We start from the raw sequence: 17,100 nt of genomic DNA on the forward strand, positions 1-17,100 counted from the left end.
CTTTTCGGGTGCAACGATCGGGCCATGCCTGACGGGGAGCAGACCCAGCCACCGGCCCAAGAAGATTCAGACGACGACTCGCGGCCCGACGCCGTGGAGTCCGCCCCGGCCGAAGCCGAATCATCGGCCGGTCCGATGTTCTCGACCTACGGCATCGCCTCGACACTACTCGGCGTGCTATCGGTCGCCGCGGTCGTGCTGGGTGCGATGATCTGGTCCGCACACCGCGATGACTCCGGCGAGCGTACCTACCTGACCCGGGTCATGCTGGCCGCCGCTGAATGGACGGCTGTGCTGATCAACATGAACGCCGACAACATCGATGCCAGCCTGCAGCGACTGCACGACGGAACGGTCGGTCAACTCAACACCGACTTCGACGCTGTCGTGCAGCCCTACCGGCAGGTGGTGGAGAAGTTGCGGACGCACAGCAGCGGCCGGATCGAGGCGGTAGCGATCGATACGGTGCACCGCGAGCTGGATACCCAGTCCGGTGCCGCCCGACCGGTAGTGCCCACGAAATTGCCACCGTTTGCCACTCGCACCGACTCGGTGCTGCTGGTCGCGACGTCGGTCAGTGAGAACGCCGGCGCCCAGCCCCAGACCGTGCACTGGAACTTGCGGCTCGATGTCTCCGATGTGGACGGCAAGCTGATGATCTCCCGGTTGGAGTCGATTCGATGAGAAATGCTTGGCGGCTGGTGGTGTTCGATGTTCTGGCACCATTGGCCACGATCGCCGCCCTGGCCGCGATCGGCGTCTTGCTCGGCTGGCCCCTGTGGTGGGTATCGACGTGCTCGGTGTTGGTGCTGCTGGTGGTCGAAGGTGTGGCAATCAACTTCTGGCTGTTGCGTCGTGATTCGGTAACCGTCGGTACCGACGACGATGCGCCCGGGCTGCGACTGGCCGTTGTCTTCCTGTGCGCCGCCGCGATCTCGGCGGCGGTGGTGACTGGGTACCTGCGCTGGACGACACCGGACCGCGACTTCAACCGGGATTCCCGGGAAGTGGTGCATCTTGCCACGGGGATGGCCGAGACGGTCGCGTCGTTCTCCCCGAGCGCACCGGCCGCCGCTGTTGACCGGGCCGCGGCGATGATGGTGCCCGAACATGCGGGCGGGTTCAAGGAGCAATACGCCAAGTCCAGCGCCGATCTCGCCCGGCGCGGTGTTACGGCCCAGGCGGCCACGCTGGCGGCCGGCGTGGAGGCGATCGGGCCGTCGGCAGCCAGTGTCGCGGTGATTCTGCGGGTTAGCCAAAGCATTCCCGGCCAGCCGACCAGTCAAGCGGCGCGAGCGCTGCGGGTGACCTTGACCAAGCGGGGCAGCGACTGGCTGGTGCTCGACGTGACGCCGATCAACGCTCGCTAAGAGTCGGCGGCACGTACGGATTTCGCTCTGACGAACCGATCCGACAACCGCCGCATCCGGATCATCAACGAGGCCGACGGGCTCACGCTGCCGTCGAGGTAGGCGGTCAAGTCCTGCGCTGTGACGCCAATGCGCGACGCGAATTCCTGTCGTTGCAGGCCAGAGCGGTCCAACAGGAGCCCAACTTGACGGGCCACCTCGGCGCGCTCGTTGGCGTCTAGGTGAGTACGGGCCCGGTCCAACACCTCCCAAAAGGCGTTGGCGATGCCGGTCGCCGGTGCGCCCTCCAGGACTTCTTCGACTTGGCGTGCTGTCCGCCCGTAGGGGTCGCGCTTGAGCGCGGCCGCTATGCGTTGCCAGGTGGCGATGTCGGCACTTTCCAGCGCCGAACGAATGGCGACGGTAGGCCAGAACTCGACCCGCCGGTCGACGTCCGGCTCGCTCCACGCGACGGTGGGTTGTTGCGGCGGTGCGGGGTGTGGCTCGGCTGCCAACGTCACCTCGCCTCCTCCAACATCGCTACGGCCACCGACAGGCAACGCCGCCGGACCTCCTCCCACTTTGCCTGGGCATCAGCTCCGGGCGACTGGTCATCGAGGTCAGACGGTTGCGGATCTGCCAGGCGACCCACCAACTGGGTGGCCATCCATTGCCGCCCGGGTGCTTGACAAGAGTAGTACCGATCCATTCCGGCCAGCACCGCGGCGGCGGTTTCGGGCGCCATCGTATCGACCAGGTCAGCAAAGTCGGCGTAGTCGTGGCTGCTGTTTCGGGACATGATCAGGTAGCCCTTGAAGCGTAGCGTTTCCGCGCCGGTTGGGATCTGCAAGCGGTCACCGGTGGGCAATGCGACGTTGGTCGTCTCCACCGGGCTGCTCCGCCGGTAGCCGGGGCCCGCGCGGTGAGTCTGCACCCCCCCGCACTCCCAGGTGGTTGTCTGAAGCGCGTCGAGGGCGACCGCGAGCCGCTTGCGCCACACGGTGACCGGGTGCACCGGGCGCTGGCCCCATGACATCGCCCGGGCGATGCCGTTGCGGTAGGCCAGCTGCACCTGGTCGAGCGCCTTACCGTTGCATCCACACCCGGTGAAGGCGAGCGGATCGGCAACGCAAATGGCGTCCGGCGCAAGCCGCTTGAGCTTGGCCGCCGACTTGAGCACCATCCGCACATCCGCGCTGGGCGGGATCGCCGCGGCGAAGCCGTCAGGAATGACCACGACGTCACCGAGGTCGACTTTCGGCAGCGGTCGGTCGAAGTCGACCGACGGCAAGATGTGGGCCAGCCATCGGGGCAACCACCAGTTCCATCGGTCAAACATCGCCATCAATGCCGGTACCAGCACCAGCCGCACGACGGTGGCGTCCACGGCGATCGCGACCGCGCACGCCACGCCGATCTCGGCCACTAGCGGCATGCCGGCGAACGCGAACCCGCAAAACACCGCGATCATGATCAACGCGGCGCTGGTGATCGTGCGTGCGCTGGTGCGCACGCCGTACGCGACCGCGTCGCGGGTCTGGCCCGTCTGCAGGAACCGCTCCCGGATTCGCGTAAGCAGGAAGATTTCATAGTCCATCGACAACCCGAACGTCATCGCCAGGACCAGCGGGGGAACGGTGCTGTCGATCGAATGAAGCGCCGGGAAACCGAGCCCCCGTGCCCAGCCCCACTGGAAGACCATCACCAGGCTGCCGTAGGCGGCGGCCACCGACAGCAGCGTCATCAGCACGCCCTTGAACGCCAGGAACACCGAGCGGATTGAGATCAACAACATCAAAAACGCGATCACCGCCACGAAGACCAGCACCAGCGGTTGCGTCGCGGACACCCGGTCGTCGAAATCCTTGATCAGAGCGGTCGGCCCGCCGACGTCCACTTGTGCCGCGCCGGCAACCCGGGGTAGCTGGGTCCGCATCCAGGTGATGGTGTCGCGGGCGCCCAAATCCTCGGGATCGACCGATAGCACCGCGCTGAGCAAAGCGCTGCCGTTGTCGTCGGCGAATCGCGGTGGGGCCACCGAAACGACGTTGGGCGCCTGTGCCATCCGATGACGGATTGCGGCGATTGTCTGGCTATGTTCGGGTGCGGACGCACCGCCGGCGTCAAACCTGACCAGCACCTGAACCGGGCCCAGCGCGCCCGGCCCCAGCGCTTGGGCCGCGGCCGCTGCGCCGGTGCGGATCTCGTGTGACGAGTCGAACTGGCGCAACAAGCTGTTGCCCAGCACCATCAAGGTTGCCGGTGCCGCCATGACAAGCAGCACGGTCGATGCCGCCAGTGCTGTGATCCAGGGTCGGCGCATCACCCACCCGACCCAGCGGGACCAGAACCAAGATTGCGTGCTTGCCGGCCGCCGCGACCAGTGCACTAACGCTGACCGCTTGGCCGCCGCGCGGGCAAATGTTGCTAGCACGGCAGGTGTCAGGGTGGCCGACGTCAGCATCGCAACCGCGACCGCGAGAATCGCCCCGGTGGCCATCGATCTCAGCGCCGGGGTGTTGATCAGGTAGATCCCGGTCAGCGACGCGATGACCGTCATACCGGACAACACCACAGCCAACCCCGAAGTGGCCATCGCGGCGTCGACCGCGTCGGGCGGCCGGCGTCCGCAACGCAGTTCCTCGCGGTAGCGCATCAGGATGAACAGGGAGTAGTCGACGGCAAGCGCGATGCCGAACATCGAAACGGTCGATGTCACGAACACCGACATGGTGGTGTGCATCGACAACACAAACACCAGGCCCATGGTGATGACGACCGTGCAAACGGCGAGTGCCAGCGGGATCGCTGCGGCGGCCAACGAGCCGAAAACCGCAACCAGGACCATCAGAATGATAGGCAGGTTCCAGCGTTCGGCGTTGGCAATATCGTGTTTGGTGTTTGCCGCCGCGGCCGCGGACAGCGCGCCCTGCCCGATGACATAGAGCCGCACTTTGCCGTTGGCAGTTTGCCCGGACTGATCGCCTTTGACGCCTATTCGGTCGCGCAGCTTTTTGGCGACGTCACTGGTGCCCGCGTTGCGGGCGTCCAGCCGCAGCGACACCACATACGGCCGGTCCGGTTGCGGGGGCCGTTGGGTGGGGTTGGGTGCCTCCGTCACCCCAGGCAGTTCGCTGGCTATTTGTCGCAGTAGCGCGACGGCATTGTCGATGTCTTGGTAGCTAGCATCCGGTCGGGGGGCCGCTACCAGCGCCAGCGCCGGGGCTCCCCGGTCCGGGTAGTGCGCGTCGAGTTGGTCGTGGACCAGCAATGACTGCGACCCGGCGACTTCGAAACCGCCACCGGTTAGATTCCCCGACTGCGTCATCGCCAGGTAAACCGCCGGCACTAACGCCAGCAACCAACCCGTGAAGACCAACCAACGGCACCTGCGCAGGTTGCGGCTCAAGCGCATCATGAACTGCTGGATTTCGGACTCCCCGTACTCTCGCGCAGTGCGTGCCCGCGAGCCTACCGAAGATCGCGTGCATGCGTTCGGCGTGGACCGCACAGCACCTGGAGTTGGCGGCGCCGAGGGCCGAGATGGCAGGATGACGGATCGTCGGGGGCGGGAACTCCCAGGCCGCCGGGCCGTCGCAAACCCGTCGCAAACCCGTCGCAAACCGTAAGGAGTCATCCATGAAGACAGGCACCGCGACGACGCGGCGCAGGCTGTTGGCAGTACTGATCGCCCTCGCGTTGCCGGGGGCCGCCGTTGCGCTGCTGGCCGAACCATCAGCGACCGGCGCGTCGGACCCGTGCGCGGCCAGCGAAGTGGCGAGGACGGTCGGTTCGGTCGCCAAGTCGATGGGCGACTACCTGGATTCACACCCAGAGACCAACCAGGTGATGACCGCGGTCTTGCAGCAGCAGGTAGGGCCGGGGTCGGTCGCATCGCTGAAGGCCCATTTCGAGGCGAATCCCAAGGTCGCATCGGATCTGCACGCGCTTTCGCAACCGCTGACCGATCTTTCGACTCGGTGCTCGCTGCCGATCAGCGGCCTGCAGGCGATCGGTTTGATGCAGGCGGTGCAGGGCGCCCGCCGGTAGATGCCGGACCGCCGCCGGGTCCGGCGCAGTCGAGCGTGAGGCAGCGGTCGCCTACCGGGGCGGTGTCTCGCCGCCTTCTGGTCGCAGGTCAGGGGTCGGCGCTGGACCTTGCGGTGTGGTTTCGACCGGGTCGTCGCAGGGTGTGCCCTGCGGTTGGATGACAAGTCGCAGGTTTGGATCGGTTGGCGGGTCGCGATCGTTGTCGGAATCGGCGGTGCTCTCGGTGCGGAACATGAAGAAGAACACCACCCAGCCGATTGCGGCGATGAGCAGCCAGCTGATCAGCCGGTAGATCAACATCGCCGAGATGGCACTCGGCAAGGGCATGCCGCTGGATACCAGGCCGGGTACCAGCACCGCCTCGACCACCAACAGACCACCGGGCATCAGCGGTATGGTGCCGACCGCGCGGGCGGCGGCGTAGGCGACCGCCAGCCCACCGACCGAGGCATGGTCGCCGGCGGCGTACGCGGCGAAACCGAGGCAGGCTACGTCGGCGATCCAGTTGAACAACGACCAACCGAACGCCACGCCCAGGTCGCGCCTGCCCAGGCTGACCGATTCCAGCTGCATGAGCGTCTCGCGCCACTTCGGTAGGCCGGCATCGGCCGGCCTACCGCGAACCGAGTTGGCCCACGACAAAACTCTCCTGCCGATCCCCTCGATGAGCTCCGGCCGCGACGCCACCGCCTGGGCCAGTAGCAGCAATGTGACGAAGCCGCCCAGGGTGAACAGCAGTGAGAACGGGTTGTTCTTGGCGCCCAGGAAGAATGCGCCACCCAACCCGAGCAATGCCAAGCCCACCGCCTGCAACACGCCCGACATGACCAGCTGCCATGACGCCACCACCGTCGAGGCGCCCCAGATGCGTTGCTGACGGAGTAAGAACGTAGCCGACAACACCGGCCCACCCGGCAGCGTGGTGCTCAGCGAGTTGGCGGCGTAGAAGGCGGCCTCCGACCGCCATTGCTTGACGTGCACCCCGGCGGATTTCAGCAGGGTTCGCTGAATCTGGGCGAAGCTGTGCATCGAGGCGCCCGCGGCTGCCACCGCGGCCAGCAACCACCACCACTTGGCGCGATACAAGCTCACCCAGGCCTTGGCGAGCTGGTCCCAGCCCAACGCCACCTCTATAGCAAGCACGATTGCGACGATGGCCAGTACCGCCCATCGCAACCACCAGTACTTGCCGCGCGGGGGTACGCCCTCAGCGGGGGGTGCCCCCACCCGCGTGCGAGGGAGTGCCCCCACGCGCTGGCGGAGGTTGCGGGCGGGGGCGTCGTGCGACACGTGCTTAAGGGTAACCGTGCAGGTGGCGCCGTAATCGCGATACATCGCTAACCGTGTCAGCCTCGTTGGGGGGTCGTGACCGGATCGTGCCGCCTGGCAAAGTAACTATGCGGGCTCGACGCGACCCGCCGCGACCTTACGACGCCGCCGTTCCCGTTACGCTTGCCGGATGTCGGCGAGCCTGGATGACGCTTCGGTCGCACCGCTGGTTCGCAAGACCGCGGCCTGGGCGTGGCGGTTCTTGGTCATCCTGGCCGCGATGGTCGCGCTGCTGTGGGTCCTCAACAAGTTTGAGGTCATCGTCGTCCCGGTGTTGCTGGCGCTGATGTTGAGTGCGTTGCTGGTGCCGCCGGTGGATTGGCTGGACTCCCGGGGCCTGCCGCGCGCTGTCGCGGTGACGCTGGTCTTGTTGAGCGGTTTCGCGGTTCTCGGCGGCATCCTGACGTTCGTCGTCAGCCAATTCATCGCGGGGTTGCCGCATCTGGTCACCGAGGTTGAGCGCAGCATCGACTCCGCGCGCAGATGGCTGATCGAAGGCCCGGCGCACTTGCGCGGCGAACAGATCGACAACGCGGGCAACGCCGCGATCGAGGCGCTGCGCAACAACCAGGCGAAGCTGACCAGTGGCGCATTGTCGACTGCAGCCACCATTACCGAGCTGGTTACCGCGGCGGTGCTGGTGCTGTTCACGCTCATTTTCTTCCTCTACGGGGGCCGGAGCATCTGGCAGTACGTCACGAAGGCCTTCCCGGCCAGCGTCCGTGACAGAGTGCGTGCGGCGGGGCGCGCCGGTTATGCGTCGCTGATCGGGTACGCGCGGGCCACCTTCCTAGTGGCATTGACCGATGCGGCCGGGGTGGGCGCGGGGCTGGCGGTGATGGGTGTGCCGCTGGCATTACCGCTGGCCTCGCTGGTGTTTTTCGGTGCCTTCATTCCGTTGATCGGTGCCGTGGTCGCCGGGTTTCTGGCCGTGGTGGTGGCCCTGCTGGCCAAGGGCATTGGCTACGCGCTGATCACGGTCGGTTTGCTAATCGCGGTGAACCAACTTGAGGCCCATTTACTGCAGCCGCTGGTGATGGGTCGGGCGGTGTCGATTCACCCGCTGGCCGTGGTGCTGGCCATTGCCGCTGGCGGTGTGCTTGCCGGAGTCGTCGGCGCCCTGTTGGCCGTCCCGACGGTCGCTTTCTTCAACAATGCGGTGCAGGTGCTGCTGGGCGGGAATCCGTTCGCCGACGTGGCAGACGTTTCTTCCGATCACCTCACCGAGGTTTAAAGGCGTCCTTCGCGGCGAAGCAGATCCTGGGCGGACAGGGCGCCGCCGCCGCGGCGGCGCTGACGCGTCTTATCGCTCGTGCCGCGGGCATTCAGCTGCTCAGTGGCTGCCTCTGAGTCGTCGCCGTCCGACCGTATGATTGGCAGGGCCGCGGTGGGTTCGGCCGGGTCACCGGCTGCGTCTGTGGAGCGGTTCGCCGCAAGCGGCATAGCCCGGGTCTGACCGGCAGACGGGGCCGATGGCGGGGTCGGGGTTGGTGGCGGCGTGGATGCTGGCGACTGCACGGACCGACCGGCAGCCGCGAGGCGGGTTGTCGGCGGCTCCGTCGACGACCCGATCTGCATCCGTGTGGTGCTCGCCCCAGACGGCGCCGCCGGCGCGGCAGTTGCTTCCAGGGCAGGCGTGAGCTCCGGTGAGCTGGCTGGACTCGAGCGGGCCGGTCGAGGTGACTCCGCCAGCGGATGGGTCGGATCGTGCGGTGGGCGCGGGTCCCCAGCGGCGCGCGCCGCAACCAGCCCAGCTGTGACCGGAGGACGTGCGGGACGCCCGTTGCTGACGGGCCGCTTGCGCTCGTCGGGCAGGTGGATCTCGCCCAGCCCGATGCGGGTCTGCAGGCGTCTGGCCCAGCGCGGTGCCCACCAGCAGTCATCGCCGAGCAGCTTCATCACCGATGGCACTAAAAACATCCGCACCACGGTCGCGTCCAGCAGCAGCGCCGCCATCAGTCCAAAGGCCAGATACTTCATCATCACCAGGTCGGAGAACACGAACGCGCCCGCGACGACGGCAACAATCAGCGCCGCGGCGGTAATGATGCGTCCGGTGGCTGCGGTGCCGATCCGGATCGCCTCCTGGGTCGACATGCCGCGCTCTCGCGCCTCGACCATCCGGGACACCAAGAACACCTCGTAGTCGGTGGATAGGCCGAAGACCAGCGCGATGATCAGCCCGATCACCGGCGCTGTCAGCGGGGTCGGCGTGAAATTCAGCCACTTCGAAAAGTGTCCGTCGACGAATATCCACGTCAGGATGCCCATGGTGGACCCGAGCGTCAGAGCGCTCATCAGCGTCGCCTTGATTGGCAGCACCACCGAGCCGAACGCCAAGAACATCAAGACGATCGTGGTGGTCAGCAGGATGACCACCATCAGCGGCATCTTCGCGAACAGGCCGTGGATTGAATCCAGCTCCAGGGCGGGAGTTCCACCGACCAAGACCGTGATTCCTTTGGGCGGGGTGATCGCGCGCAGCTCGGTGAGCTTCTTCGACGCGTCAGCCGGGTTGATCAACCCGTTCTGCAGGACGCGCACCGATGGATCTTTAGATGCGCCTACCGCGTAGGCACGCTCTTGCCACATATTCGCCGGATCGTTGTCCGGCTCGATGAATCCGCCGATCGCCATCGCCTTGCTGCGGATGTCAGCGATCTGCGCGTCGGTGACCGGTTGATGGTTGCTGGTCTGGATCACCAGTGTCAGCGGATTGGTGCGGTATCCGGGGAAGAGCTTGTCGAACTCCTCCTGCGCCTGGCGCACCGAATTGGTCGGCGGCAAGTACTTCTCGCTGATCCCGCCCAATGACAGCTTGCCCACCGGGATAATCAGCAAAATCATGATGATGACGATCGGTGCGGCGAACAGCACTGGGCGCTTCATCACCCGGTTAACCAGCTTGCCCCAGAAGCCGGCTTCGACCTCTTCGCGGGTCTTGGTCCGCTGCAGGCGGTCGGCGAGCCAGTTCAGGTAGGCGGCCGAAATCTTCCAGTTCGCCAGGAAGGGCACCCGGAACAGGGTCCGCACGCCGAGCGCGTCGACGTGTTTGCCCAGGATCCCCAGACAGGCCGGCAACACGGTGATAGACAGGATGGCCGACAGCATCACCGATGCGATCGTGGCGTAGGTCAGCGACTTCAGGAAACCCTGCGGGAAGAGCAGCAGACCGATCGCCGACGCGACGATCAACACCGCCGAGAACGTCACCGTGCGTCCGGCGGTGATCACCGTGCGCCGTACTGCCGTCTCGGTGTCGTAGCCTTCGGCGATCTCTTCGCGGAACCGGCTCACGATGAACAACCCGTAGTCGATGGCGATCCCCAGACCGATCAGCGACACCACGGGCTGGGCGAAATAGTGCACGGGACCGAAGATCGCGAGGAACCGCATGATGCCCAGCGCGCCGGCGATGCACAGCCCTCCGACCATCACCGGTAGGCCGGCGGCGATCACGCCGCCGAACACGAAGAACAACACCACCGCCACCAACGGCAGCGCCAGCACTTCCATTCGCCGTTGGTCGGTGGCGATGGTGCCGGTCAACGCCTCGGCCACCGGTTGCAGCCCGGCGAGCTTCACCGTGCCTCCGTCGAGCCGCTGCAGGTCGGGTGCGATGGCCTTGTAGTTGTTGAGGATGGTGTCGTCGTCATCACCCTTGAGCGGGATGGAAACGAAGGTGTACTTCTTGTCGGCGGTGGCCATGCCGGTCGCCTGACTCGCTCTCAGGTAGCCGGCCCATCCCAAGACCTGGTCGGGGTGATCCTGCTGGAACCGGTTGAGCTCGTCGACGACCTTCTTTGACCAGGCCGGGTCGTCAACGGTCTTGCCGGCTGGGGCTTGGAAGATCGCGACGATGTGACCGCTTCGGTCTCGGCCGTAGACCTGGTCGCCCAGCACCGATGCCTGCACCGATTGGCTGCCGTCGTCGTAGAAGCCGCTCTGCGTGACGTGCTTGCCGAGGCTCAGCCCGAAAACGCCGCCGCCGAGGCATAGAGCGACCATGACCCCGATTACCATGAACCGGTAGCGGTACACAGTTCGACCCCACCAGGCGAACACGTAAGCTCCTTACTGGATCGGCAGCGACCCGCGTATTGCTTTTTGGTTGTCACACACGTCGGCTGTCACACTCGCGAGGTCAACAGCGAGGACAGCGGCCGGAACGGCTGCAGCCAAGCCCCCTGCTCAGGTAGCGAATCGAGGCCGATTCGAGGTAGTGGTTCCCGGAAAACACCAGCGATGTCCTCCAGGTCGACGAACTCCAAGGTATCCGACGCTAGCGCCCAACTGGCGTGTTCACGAAATCCGAGCACTTGAACTGGGGTTCCGCTGCGGGCGACCGCCTCCAACGGTTGGCGGAATGCCTGACCGTCGGCCGACGCCACCACCAGCGCGGCGAGCCCTTCGCGGTAGCGCTCGTCGATGTGCGCCAACATGTCGCGGTCAACGTCGCTGTCCTCGTCTACTTTCGGTTTGGCGAAGACGGCGAATCCGACATTGCGCAACGCGTCCACCCACGGCCGGACCACCTCGGCGCTGCCAGGGGCGATGTTGGTGAAGACGGTGGCCTCCGGTTCGGTCGAGATGCCTGGACGGCCGGCCGCAATCTCTGCGGTTCGGGCCAGCAGCCAGCGTCCCAGGGCGTCGAATCGTGGTCGTTCCAGTGCTGTCGGCCGGCGGCCCAAGATGGAGCCCAAACCCATGTCGAGGTTGGGAGCGTCCCACACCAGCAATACCCGTGCCCCCGGCGCACCGAGACTGGTCAGCCCGTCCTGCGATAAGTCTTCCGCCAGTACCGAGTGCCGGGCGACGGATTCAGATGTTTGTGAAGTCACGTCTTCGGTCAGGCTCATCATCATCTAATTTTCAGGTCTCTTTCAGAGCAACCGTGCTTTTTCCATAACAACTCGATGACTGCGCCGCCCCCAAGCTGGGCTTTCCTCTCGTACTTGGTAGCCGGTCGGACGACCGAAATCGGCAGCAGTTCGGTGTCGGGGTCGACGCGAACCAGCCGGGGTTCGGCGTCGCCGGCCGCGGCGATGTGCTCGGCGTAGCCGGGATGGTCGGTCGCGGCGTGCAGCACACCACTGGGAACGAGCCGGTCTGCGATCAAGGCCATGGTGGCCGGCTGTAACAGGCGGCGCTTATGGTGGCGTGCCTTCGGCCACGGATCGGGGAAGAAGACTCGAACACCGCACAACGAATCGGGGGCGATCAGGTGTTGCAGCACGTCGACGGCATTGCCAAGGATCAGCCGGATGTTGATGCCGTCGGAGCCCACTTTGTCAATCGCGCAGAGCAGCTGAGCCAGCCCGCGGCGATAGACGTCCACAGCGATCACGTCGACATGGGGTTCGGCCTTCGCCATCGCCAGCGTCGACGTGCCGCTGCCGGAGCCGATCTCCAACACCACCGGCGCGTCACGGCCAAACCAGGCACGGGTATCCACCGGTGTCCCGCGCGGGGATTGAGGTAGCGCCAGGAGGCCAAGCTCCGGCCAAAGTCGCTCCCAGGTCTCGCGTTGGGCCTTGGAGATCCCCGACCGCCGCGACCGGATGCTCGTGCTGGGGAGCTGGCCCGATGCCACCGGTGTGTCGGGACGTAGCCCTACCCCGGGTTGCGCATGCATTTGTCCATGGTGGACCATCAGCGCCCGGCGTAGCCGCCCCTGGTCCAGATTGATACCCAACAGTTGCCTTCGGCGGGTAGCGGACAACTGCTGACTCGCGCCTCGGCGGCGAGGGTGCCACCATTCTGAACGAACCGATCGGGTGGGAGATGCGCGGACAAGGGCACCAGATTTTCGTCGACGAGCTGGCGCGATTCGCCACCAGCTCCGCCGACCAGCGGGTAGTGGCGATCGCGCAGCGGGCCGCCGAACCGCTGCGCGTAGCGGTCCGTGGGCGTCCCGGGGTGGGTTGCCGCACGGTGGCGCGCGCCCTGCAGGGTGCTGGGAGCTCGTCGGGCATGACGGTGACACCGCAAGCACGCGCCGCCGACTCTGACGTCGACCTGGTCGTCTACGTCACCGTCGAGGTAGTCAAGCCCGAGGACCGCGAAGCCATCGCCGCCACCCGGCGCCCGGTGGTGGCGGTGTTGAACAAGGCCGATCTGGCCGGCCCGCTCTCGGGTGCAGGTCCGATCGTGATGGCGCAGGCCCGGTGCGCGCAATTTTCTACACTCATCGGGGTCCCCATGGAGTCCATGATCGGGTTGCTCGCCGTCGCGGCGCTCGACGATCTTGATGACACCTTGCGGGCCGCGCTGCGGGCGCTAGCCGCCCACCCCGACGGCTTTGACGCTCTCGACCGAGCCGTTGCGGGGTTTCTGGCGGCAGCCCTGCCGGTCCCTACCGAGGTACGGTTGCGGTTGCTGGACACCCTCGACCTGTTCGGCATCGCACTGGGCATGGCAGCGTTCCGGCCGGGCCGGCCCTCGCGAACCCCGGCGCAGCTCCGCACCCTGTTACGCCGGGTCAGCGGTGTCGACGCCGTCATCGACAAGGTCACCGCCGCCGGTTCTGAGGTGCGCTACCGGCGGTTGCTTGACGCGGTCGCGGAGCTGGAGGCGCTGGCCGCGCAGGCCAAGGAGATCGGCGGTCCGATCGGTGAGTTCTTGCGCGACGACGACACAGTTCTCGCCCGGATGGCGGCCGCCGTCGACGTAGCCCTGGCCGTCGGGCTAGACGTTGGCCCGTTGGACGATCCGGCCGCCCACCTGCCGCGGGCGGTGCGGTGGCATCGTTACAGCCTGGACAACGGTGACATGCACCGCACGTGCGGCGCGGATATCGCTCGGGGATCCCTTCGGCTGTGGTCGCTGGCCGGCGGCATGCCCCTGCACCGATACCGGAAGTCATCGTGATCCGCGCGGCTAGTGATGACCCGGCCGGGGTGGACGAGCTGGTGGCAGCGATCGCGCCGGGGCTTGCCGGGCTGGGTTTGCCGGTCATCAACCGCCGCGAGGTGGTGCTGGTGACCGGTCCGTGGCTGGCCGGGGTTAGCGGTGTGCGCGCGGCACTGGCCGAAAGGCTGCCGCAGCGTAGGTTCGTCGAGACGGCAGAGTTGGGACCCGGCGATGCGCCGGTGGCGGTGGTGTTCGTTGTTTCCGCGGCAACCGCGCTGACCGAATCCGATTGCGTGTTGCTGGACACCGCCGCGGAGCACACCGATGCGGTGGTAGCTGTGGTGTCCAAGATCGACGTGCACCGCGGCTGGCGTGACGTGCTTACCAGTAACCGCGACAGGCTGGCCGCGCGCGCGTCCCGCTACGCCCGGGTGCCCTGGGTTGGCGCGGCCGCCGCACCTGAGCTGGGCGAGCCATACCTGGACGACTTGGTCGCCGCCATCCAGAAACAGCTCGCCGATCCGGCTGTCGCGCGGCGAAACATGTTGCGTGCGTGGGAATCCCGGCTTCTGATGGTCGCGCGGCGGTTCGATGGCGATGCACAGAGCGCCGGTCGGCGGGCACGGGTCGACGCGTTGCGCCAGCAACGGCGCACGGTCCTGCGGCAGGGGCGTCAATCGAAGTCTGAACACACCATCGCGCTGCGCGCGCAGATCCAGCACGCTCGGGTCAAATTGTCCTACTTTGCCCGCAATCGGTGTTCGTTGCTGCGCGTCGAGCTGCAGGAGCACGTCGCCGGTCTGTCCCGGAAGGACATCGCCAGGTTCGCGGCATACACGCGCGGCCGGGTCCAGGAGGTGGTCGCCGAGGTGGGCGAAGGTGCCGTCGCGCACCTTGCCGACGTCGCGCAGCTGTTGGGTGTGCCGGTGCAGCCACCGGTCCTCGAGAACCTCCCGGCGGTGCTCCCGACGGTTGCGGCCCCGCCACTGACATCACGACGATTGGAGATCCGGCTGACAACACTCTTGGGCGCCGGGTTCGGGCTGGGTATCGCGCTGACCCTGAGCAGGCTGGTGGCGGGTCTTACTCCCGGCCTGGCTGCATCGGGGATGGTGGCGGGTGTGGCGATCGGCCTGGCGGTGACCGCCTGGGTGGTGAATGCCCGCGCGCTGCTGCACGACCGTGTCGTGGTGGACCGCTGGACGGGTGAGGTGACGGCATCGCTGCGGTCCGTGGTGGAGCAGCTGGTCGCCACTCGGGTGGTGGCTGTCGAGACGCTGCTGAGCACCGCGATTAGTGAACGCGACGACGCCGAGAACGCCCGGGTGGCCGATCAGGTCAGCATCATTGACGGCGAACTGCGCGAACACGCCGTCGCTGCGGCGCGGGCCGCGGCCCTGCGTGACCGGGAGATGCCGGCGGTGCGGGCCGCACTTGAGGCGGTGCGTGCAGAACTCGGCGAGCCGGGTACGCCCACAACAGGGCTGTTCTGAAGCTTCTGAATCGTTGTTGTGAGCAGGCTTATACCCGCCCAAGTCTTCCCTGACAAGTTCTGGGCGATAACCTGGATAAAAAGTGTCTCACTAGGTGAGCGGCCGTATCAGCCTCGCCACCAAGACGGGCATACCTAACCCATACGTAACCGCGAGCACCCGATAACTACGCAGGAGAATTCGATGACCTCAGCGACCATCCCCGGTCTGGATACCGCGCCGACGAATCACCAGGGGTTGCTGTCCTGGGTCGAAGAGGTCGCCGAGCTCACCCAGCCGGACCGGGTGGTCTTCACTGACGGCTCGGAAGAAGAGTTCCAGCGGCTCTGCGATCAGCTAGTCGAGGCCGGCACGTTCATCAGGCTCAACCCCGAGAAGCACAAGAACTCCTACCTGGCATTGTCGGATCCGTCCGATGTCGCGCGGGTGGAGTCGCGGACGTACATCTGCTCGGCGAAAGAGATCGACGCCGGCCCCACCAACAACTGGATGGATCCCGGCGAAATGCGGTCCATCATGAAAGACCTGTACCGGGGTTGCATGCGCGGGCGCACCATGTATGTGGTGCCGTTCTGTATGGGACCGCTGGGCGCCGAGGACCCCAAACTTGGTGTGGAGATCACCGACTCCGAGTACGTCGTCGTCTCCATGCGCACCATGACCCGGATGGGCAAGGCCGCGCTGGAGAAAATGGGCGACGACGGTTTCTTTGTCAAGGCGCTGCACTCGGTCGGCGCGCCGCTGGAATCGGGCCAAAAGGACGTGGCCTGGCCCTGCAGCGAAACCAAGTACATCACCCACTTCCCGGAGACCCGGGAGATCTGGAGCTACGGCTCGGGCTACGGCGGCAACGCGTTGCTGGGCAAGAAGTGCTACTCACTGCGTATCGCGTCGGCGATGGCCCACGATGAGGGCTGGCTGGCCGAGCACATGCTGATCCTCAAGCTGATTTCGCCGGAGAACAAGGCTTACTACTTCGCGGCCGCATTCCCGTCGGCGTGTGGCAAGACCAACCTGGCGATGCTGCAGCCAACCATCCCCGGCTGGCGTGCGGAGACACTCGGAGACGACATCGCATGGATGCGATTTGGCAAGGACGGTCGCCTGTACGCCGTCAACCCGGAATTCGGCTTCTTCGGGGTGGCGCCGGGCACCAACTGGAAGTCGAACCCTAACGCCATGCGCACCATTGCCGCCGGCAACACGGTGTTCACCAATGTCGCACTCACCGACGACGGCGACGTGTGGTGGGAGGGCCTGGAAGGCGACCCGCAGCACCTGATCGACTGGAAGGGCAACGACTGGTACTTCCGCGAGACGGAAACCAATGCGGCACACCCGAACTCCCGGTACTGCACACCGATGTCGCAGTGCCCGATCCTGGCCCCCGAGTGGGATGACCCGCAGGGCGTCCCGATCTCGGGGATCCTGTTCGGCGGCCGCCGCAAGACCACGGTTCCGCTGGTCACCGAGGCGCGCGACTGGCAGCACGGGGTGTTCATCGGTGCGACCCTGGGTAGCGAGCAGACCGCCGCGGCCGAGGGCAAGGTCGGCAATGTGCGCCGCGACCCGATGGCCATGCTGCCGTTTTTGGGCTACAACGTTGGGGACTACTTCCAGCACTGGATCAACCTGGGCAAGCACGCCGATGAGTCCAAGCTGCCCAAGGTGTTCTTCGTCAACTGGTTCCGTCGCGGTGACGACGGTCGCTTCCTGTGGCCGGGCTTCGGCGAGAACAGCCGGGTGCTGAAGTGGATCGTCGATCGCATCGAGCACAAGGCCGGCGGTGCGACCACCCCGATCGGCACCGTTCCCGCCGTGGAGGACTTGGACCTGGACGGACTGGACGTCGACGCCGCCGATGTAGCCGCGGCGCTGGCAGTCGATGCCGATGAATGGCGTCAGGAACTGCCGCTGATCGAAGAATGGCTGCAGTTCGTCGGCGAGAAGCTGCCGACCGGTGTCAAAGATGAGTTCGACGCCCTGAAGGAGCGCCTAGGTTAGGGCGAGCAGACGCATAAGCCCCC

General features: G+C 66.2%; 13 protein-coding genes. 7 read left to right on the forward strand and 6 right to left on the reverse strand.

From position 1 onward, the window contains the following. Positions 1–24: 24 nt before the first annotated feature. Together MCAN_RS01090 and MCAN_RS01095 are read left to right on the forward strand one after the other, a co-directional pair. The gene (locus MCAN_RS01090; RefSeq protein WP_014000111.1) at positions 25–684 is read left to right on the forward strand and encodes a hypothetical protein; all 660 of its coding nucleotides are present in this window, start codon (positions 25–27) and stop codon (positions 682–684) included. Further along, positions 681–1,370: a hypothetical protein gene (locus tag MCAN_RS01095; protein WP_014000112.1), complete on the forward strand. Its 690-nt coding sequence runs from the start codon at positions 681–683 to the stop codon at positions 1,368–1,370. Before MCAN_RS01090 ends, MCAN_RS01095 begins: the two co-directional genes overlap by 4 nt. Here MCAN_RS01095 and MCAN_RS01100 read toward each other — a convergent pair. Further along, entirely contained in the window at positions 1,367–1,870 is a 504-nt protein-coding gene (locus MCAN_RS01100) for a hypothetical protein (protein ID WP_014000113.1), read from the reverse strand. The two genes, MCAN_RS01095 and MCAN_RS01100, sit on opposite strands and share 4 nt — an antisense overlap. Then, a complete protein-coding gene (gene mmpL11, locus MCAN_RS01105; RefSeq protein WP_014000114.1) occupies positions 1,867–4,767 on the reverse strand; it encodes an RND transporter MmpL11 in 2,901 nt (966 codons plus the stop codon). The genes MCAN_RS01100 and mmpL11 overlap by 4 nt, the downstream gene beginning before the upstream one ends. A gap of 221 nt (positions 4,768–4,988) precedes the next feature. On the opposite strand from mmpL11, the gene MCAN_RS01110 reads away from it, so the two are divergent. Then, positions 4,989–5,399, forward strand: coding sequence for a hemophore (locus MCAN_RS01110; RefSeq protein ID WP_003401194.1), 411 nt, complete (start codon positions 4,989–4,991; stop codon positions 5,397–5,399). A 51-nt stretch (positions 5,400–5,450) separates the two neighbouring features. Here MCAN_RS01110 and MCAN_RS01115 read toward each other — a convergent pair whose 3' ends face one another. Further along, positions 5,451–6,689, reverse strand: a complete 1,239-nt coding sequence (locus MCAN_RS01115; protein WP_003901825.1) for a TIGR00374 family protein — start codon at positions 6,687–6,689, stop codon at positions 5,451–5,453. Positions 6,690–6,858: 169 nt separating this feature from the next. Between MCAN_RS01115 and MCAN_RS01120 the strand changes: the two genes are divergently transcribed. After that, positions 6,859–7,962, forward strand: coding sequence for an AI-2E family transporter (locus MCAN_RS01120; RefSeq protein ID WP_003401196.1), 1,104 nt, complete (start codon positions 6,859–6,861; stop codon positions 7,960–7,962). On the opposite strand, the gene mmpL3 is transcribed toward MCAN_RS01120, so the two are convergent. From mmpL3 to trmB, 3 genes are all read right to left on the reverse strand, one after another. Continuing rightward, positions 7,959–10,793, reverse strand: a complete 2,835-nt coding sequence (gene mmpL3 / locus MCAN_RS01125) for a trehalose monomycolate RND transporter MmpL3 (protein ID WP_014000115.1) — start codon at positions 10,791–10,793, stop codon at positions 7,959–7,961. The genes MCAN_RS01120 and mmpL3 overlap by 4 nt on opposite strands. Before the next feature lie 65 nt (positions 10,794–10,858). Beyond that, positions 10,859–11,587, reverse strand: coding sequence for an NYN domain-containing protein (locus MCAN_RS01130; protein WP_014000116.1), 729 nt, complete (start codon positions 11,585–11,587; stop codon positions 10,859–10,861). Between the two features lie 2 nt (positions 11,588–11,589). After that, complete coding sequence (gene trmB / locus MCAN_RS01135; RefSeq protein WP_003401204.1) at positions 11,590–12,381, reverse strand: tRNA (guanosine(46)-N7)-methyltransferase TrmB; 792 nt, start codon at positions 12,379–12,381, stop codon at positions 11,590–11,592. Positions 12,382–12,512: 131 nt separating this feature from the next. Between trmB and MCAN_RS01140 the strand changes: the two genes are divergently transcribed. The 3 genes from MCAN_RS01140 (at position 12,513) to MCAN_RS01150 (ending at position 17,077) form a co-directional block, all read left to right on the forward strand. Further along, positions 12,513–13,598 (forward strand): hypothetical protein, encoded by a 1,086-nt coding sequence (locus MCAN_RS01140; protein WP_014000117.1) that lies wholly within the window; start codon positions 12,513–12,515, stop codon positions 13,596–13,598. Continuing rightward, positions 13,595–15,073, forward strand: a complete 1,479-nt coding sequence (locus MCAN_RS01145) for a hypothetical protein (RefSeq protein ID WP_014000118.1) — start codon at positions 13,595–13,597, stop codon at positions 15,071–15,073. Before MCAN_RS01140 ends, MCAN_RS01145 begins: the two co-directional genes overlap by 4 nt. A gap of 183 nt (positions 15,074–15,256) precedes the next feature. After that, entirely contained in the window at positions 15,257–17,077 is a 1,821-nt protein-coding gene (locus MCAN_RS01150; RefSeq protein ID WP_014000119.1) for a phosphoenolpyruvate carboxykinase (GTP), read from the forward strand. Positions 17,078–17,100 lie beyond the last annotated feature (23 nt).

It is taken from the genome of Mycobacterium canetti CIPT 140010059 (assembly GCF_000253375.1).
Taxonomy (GTDB): domain Bacteria; phylum Actinomycetota; class Actinomycetes; order Mycobacteriales; family Mycobacteriaceae; genus Mycobacterium; species Mycobacterium tuberculosis.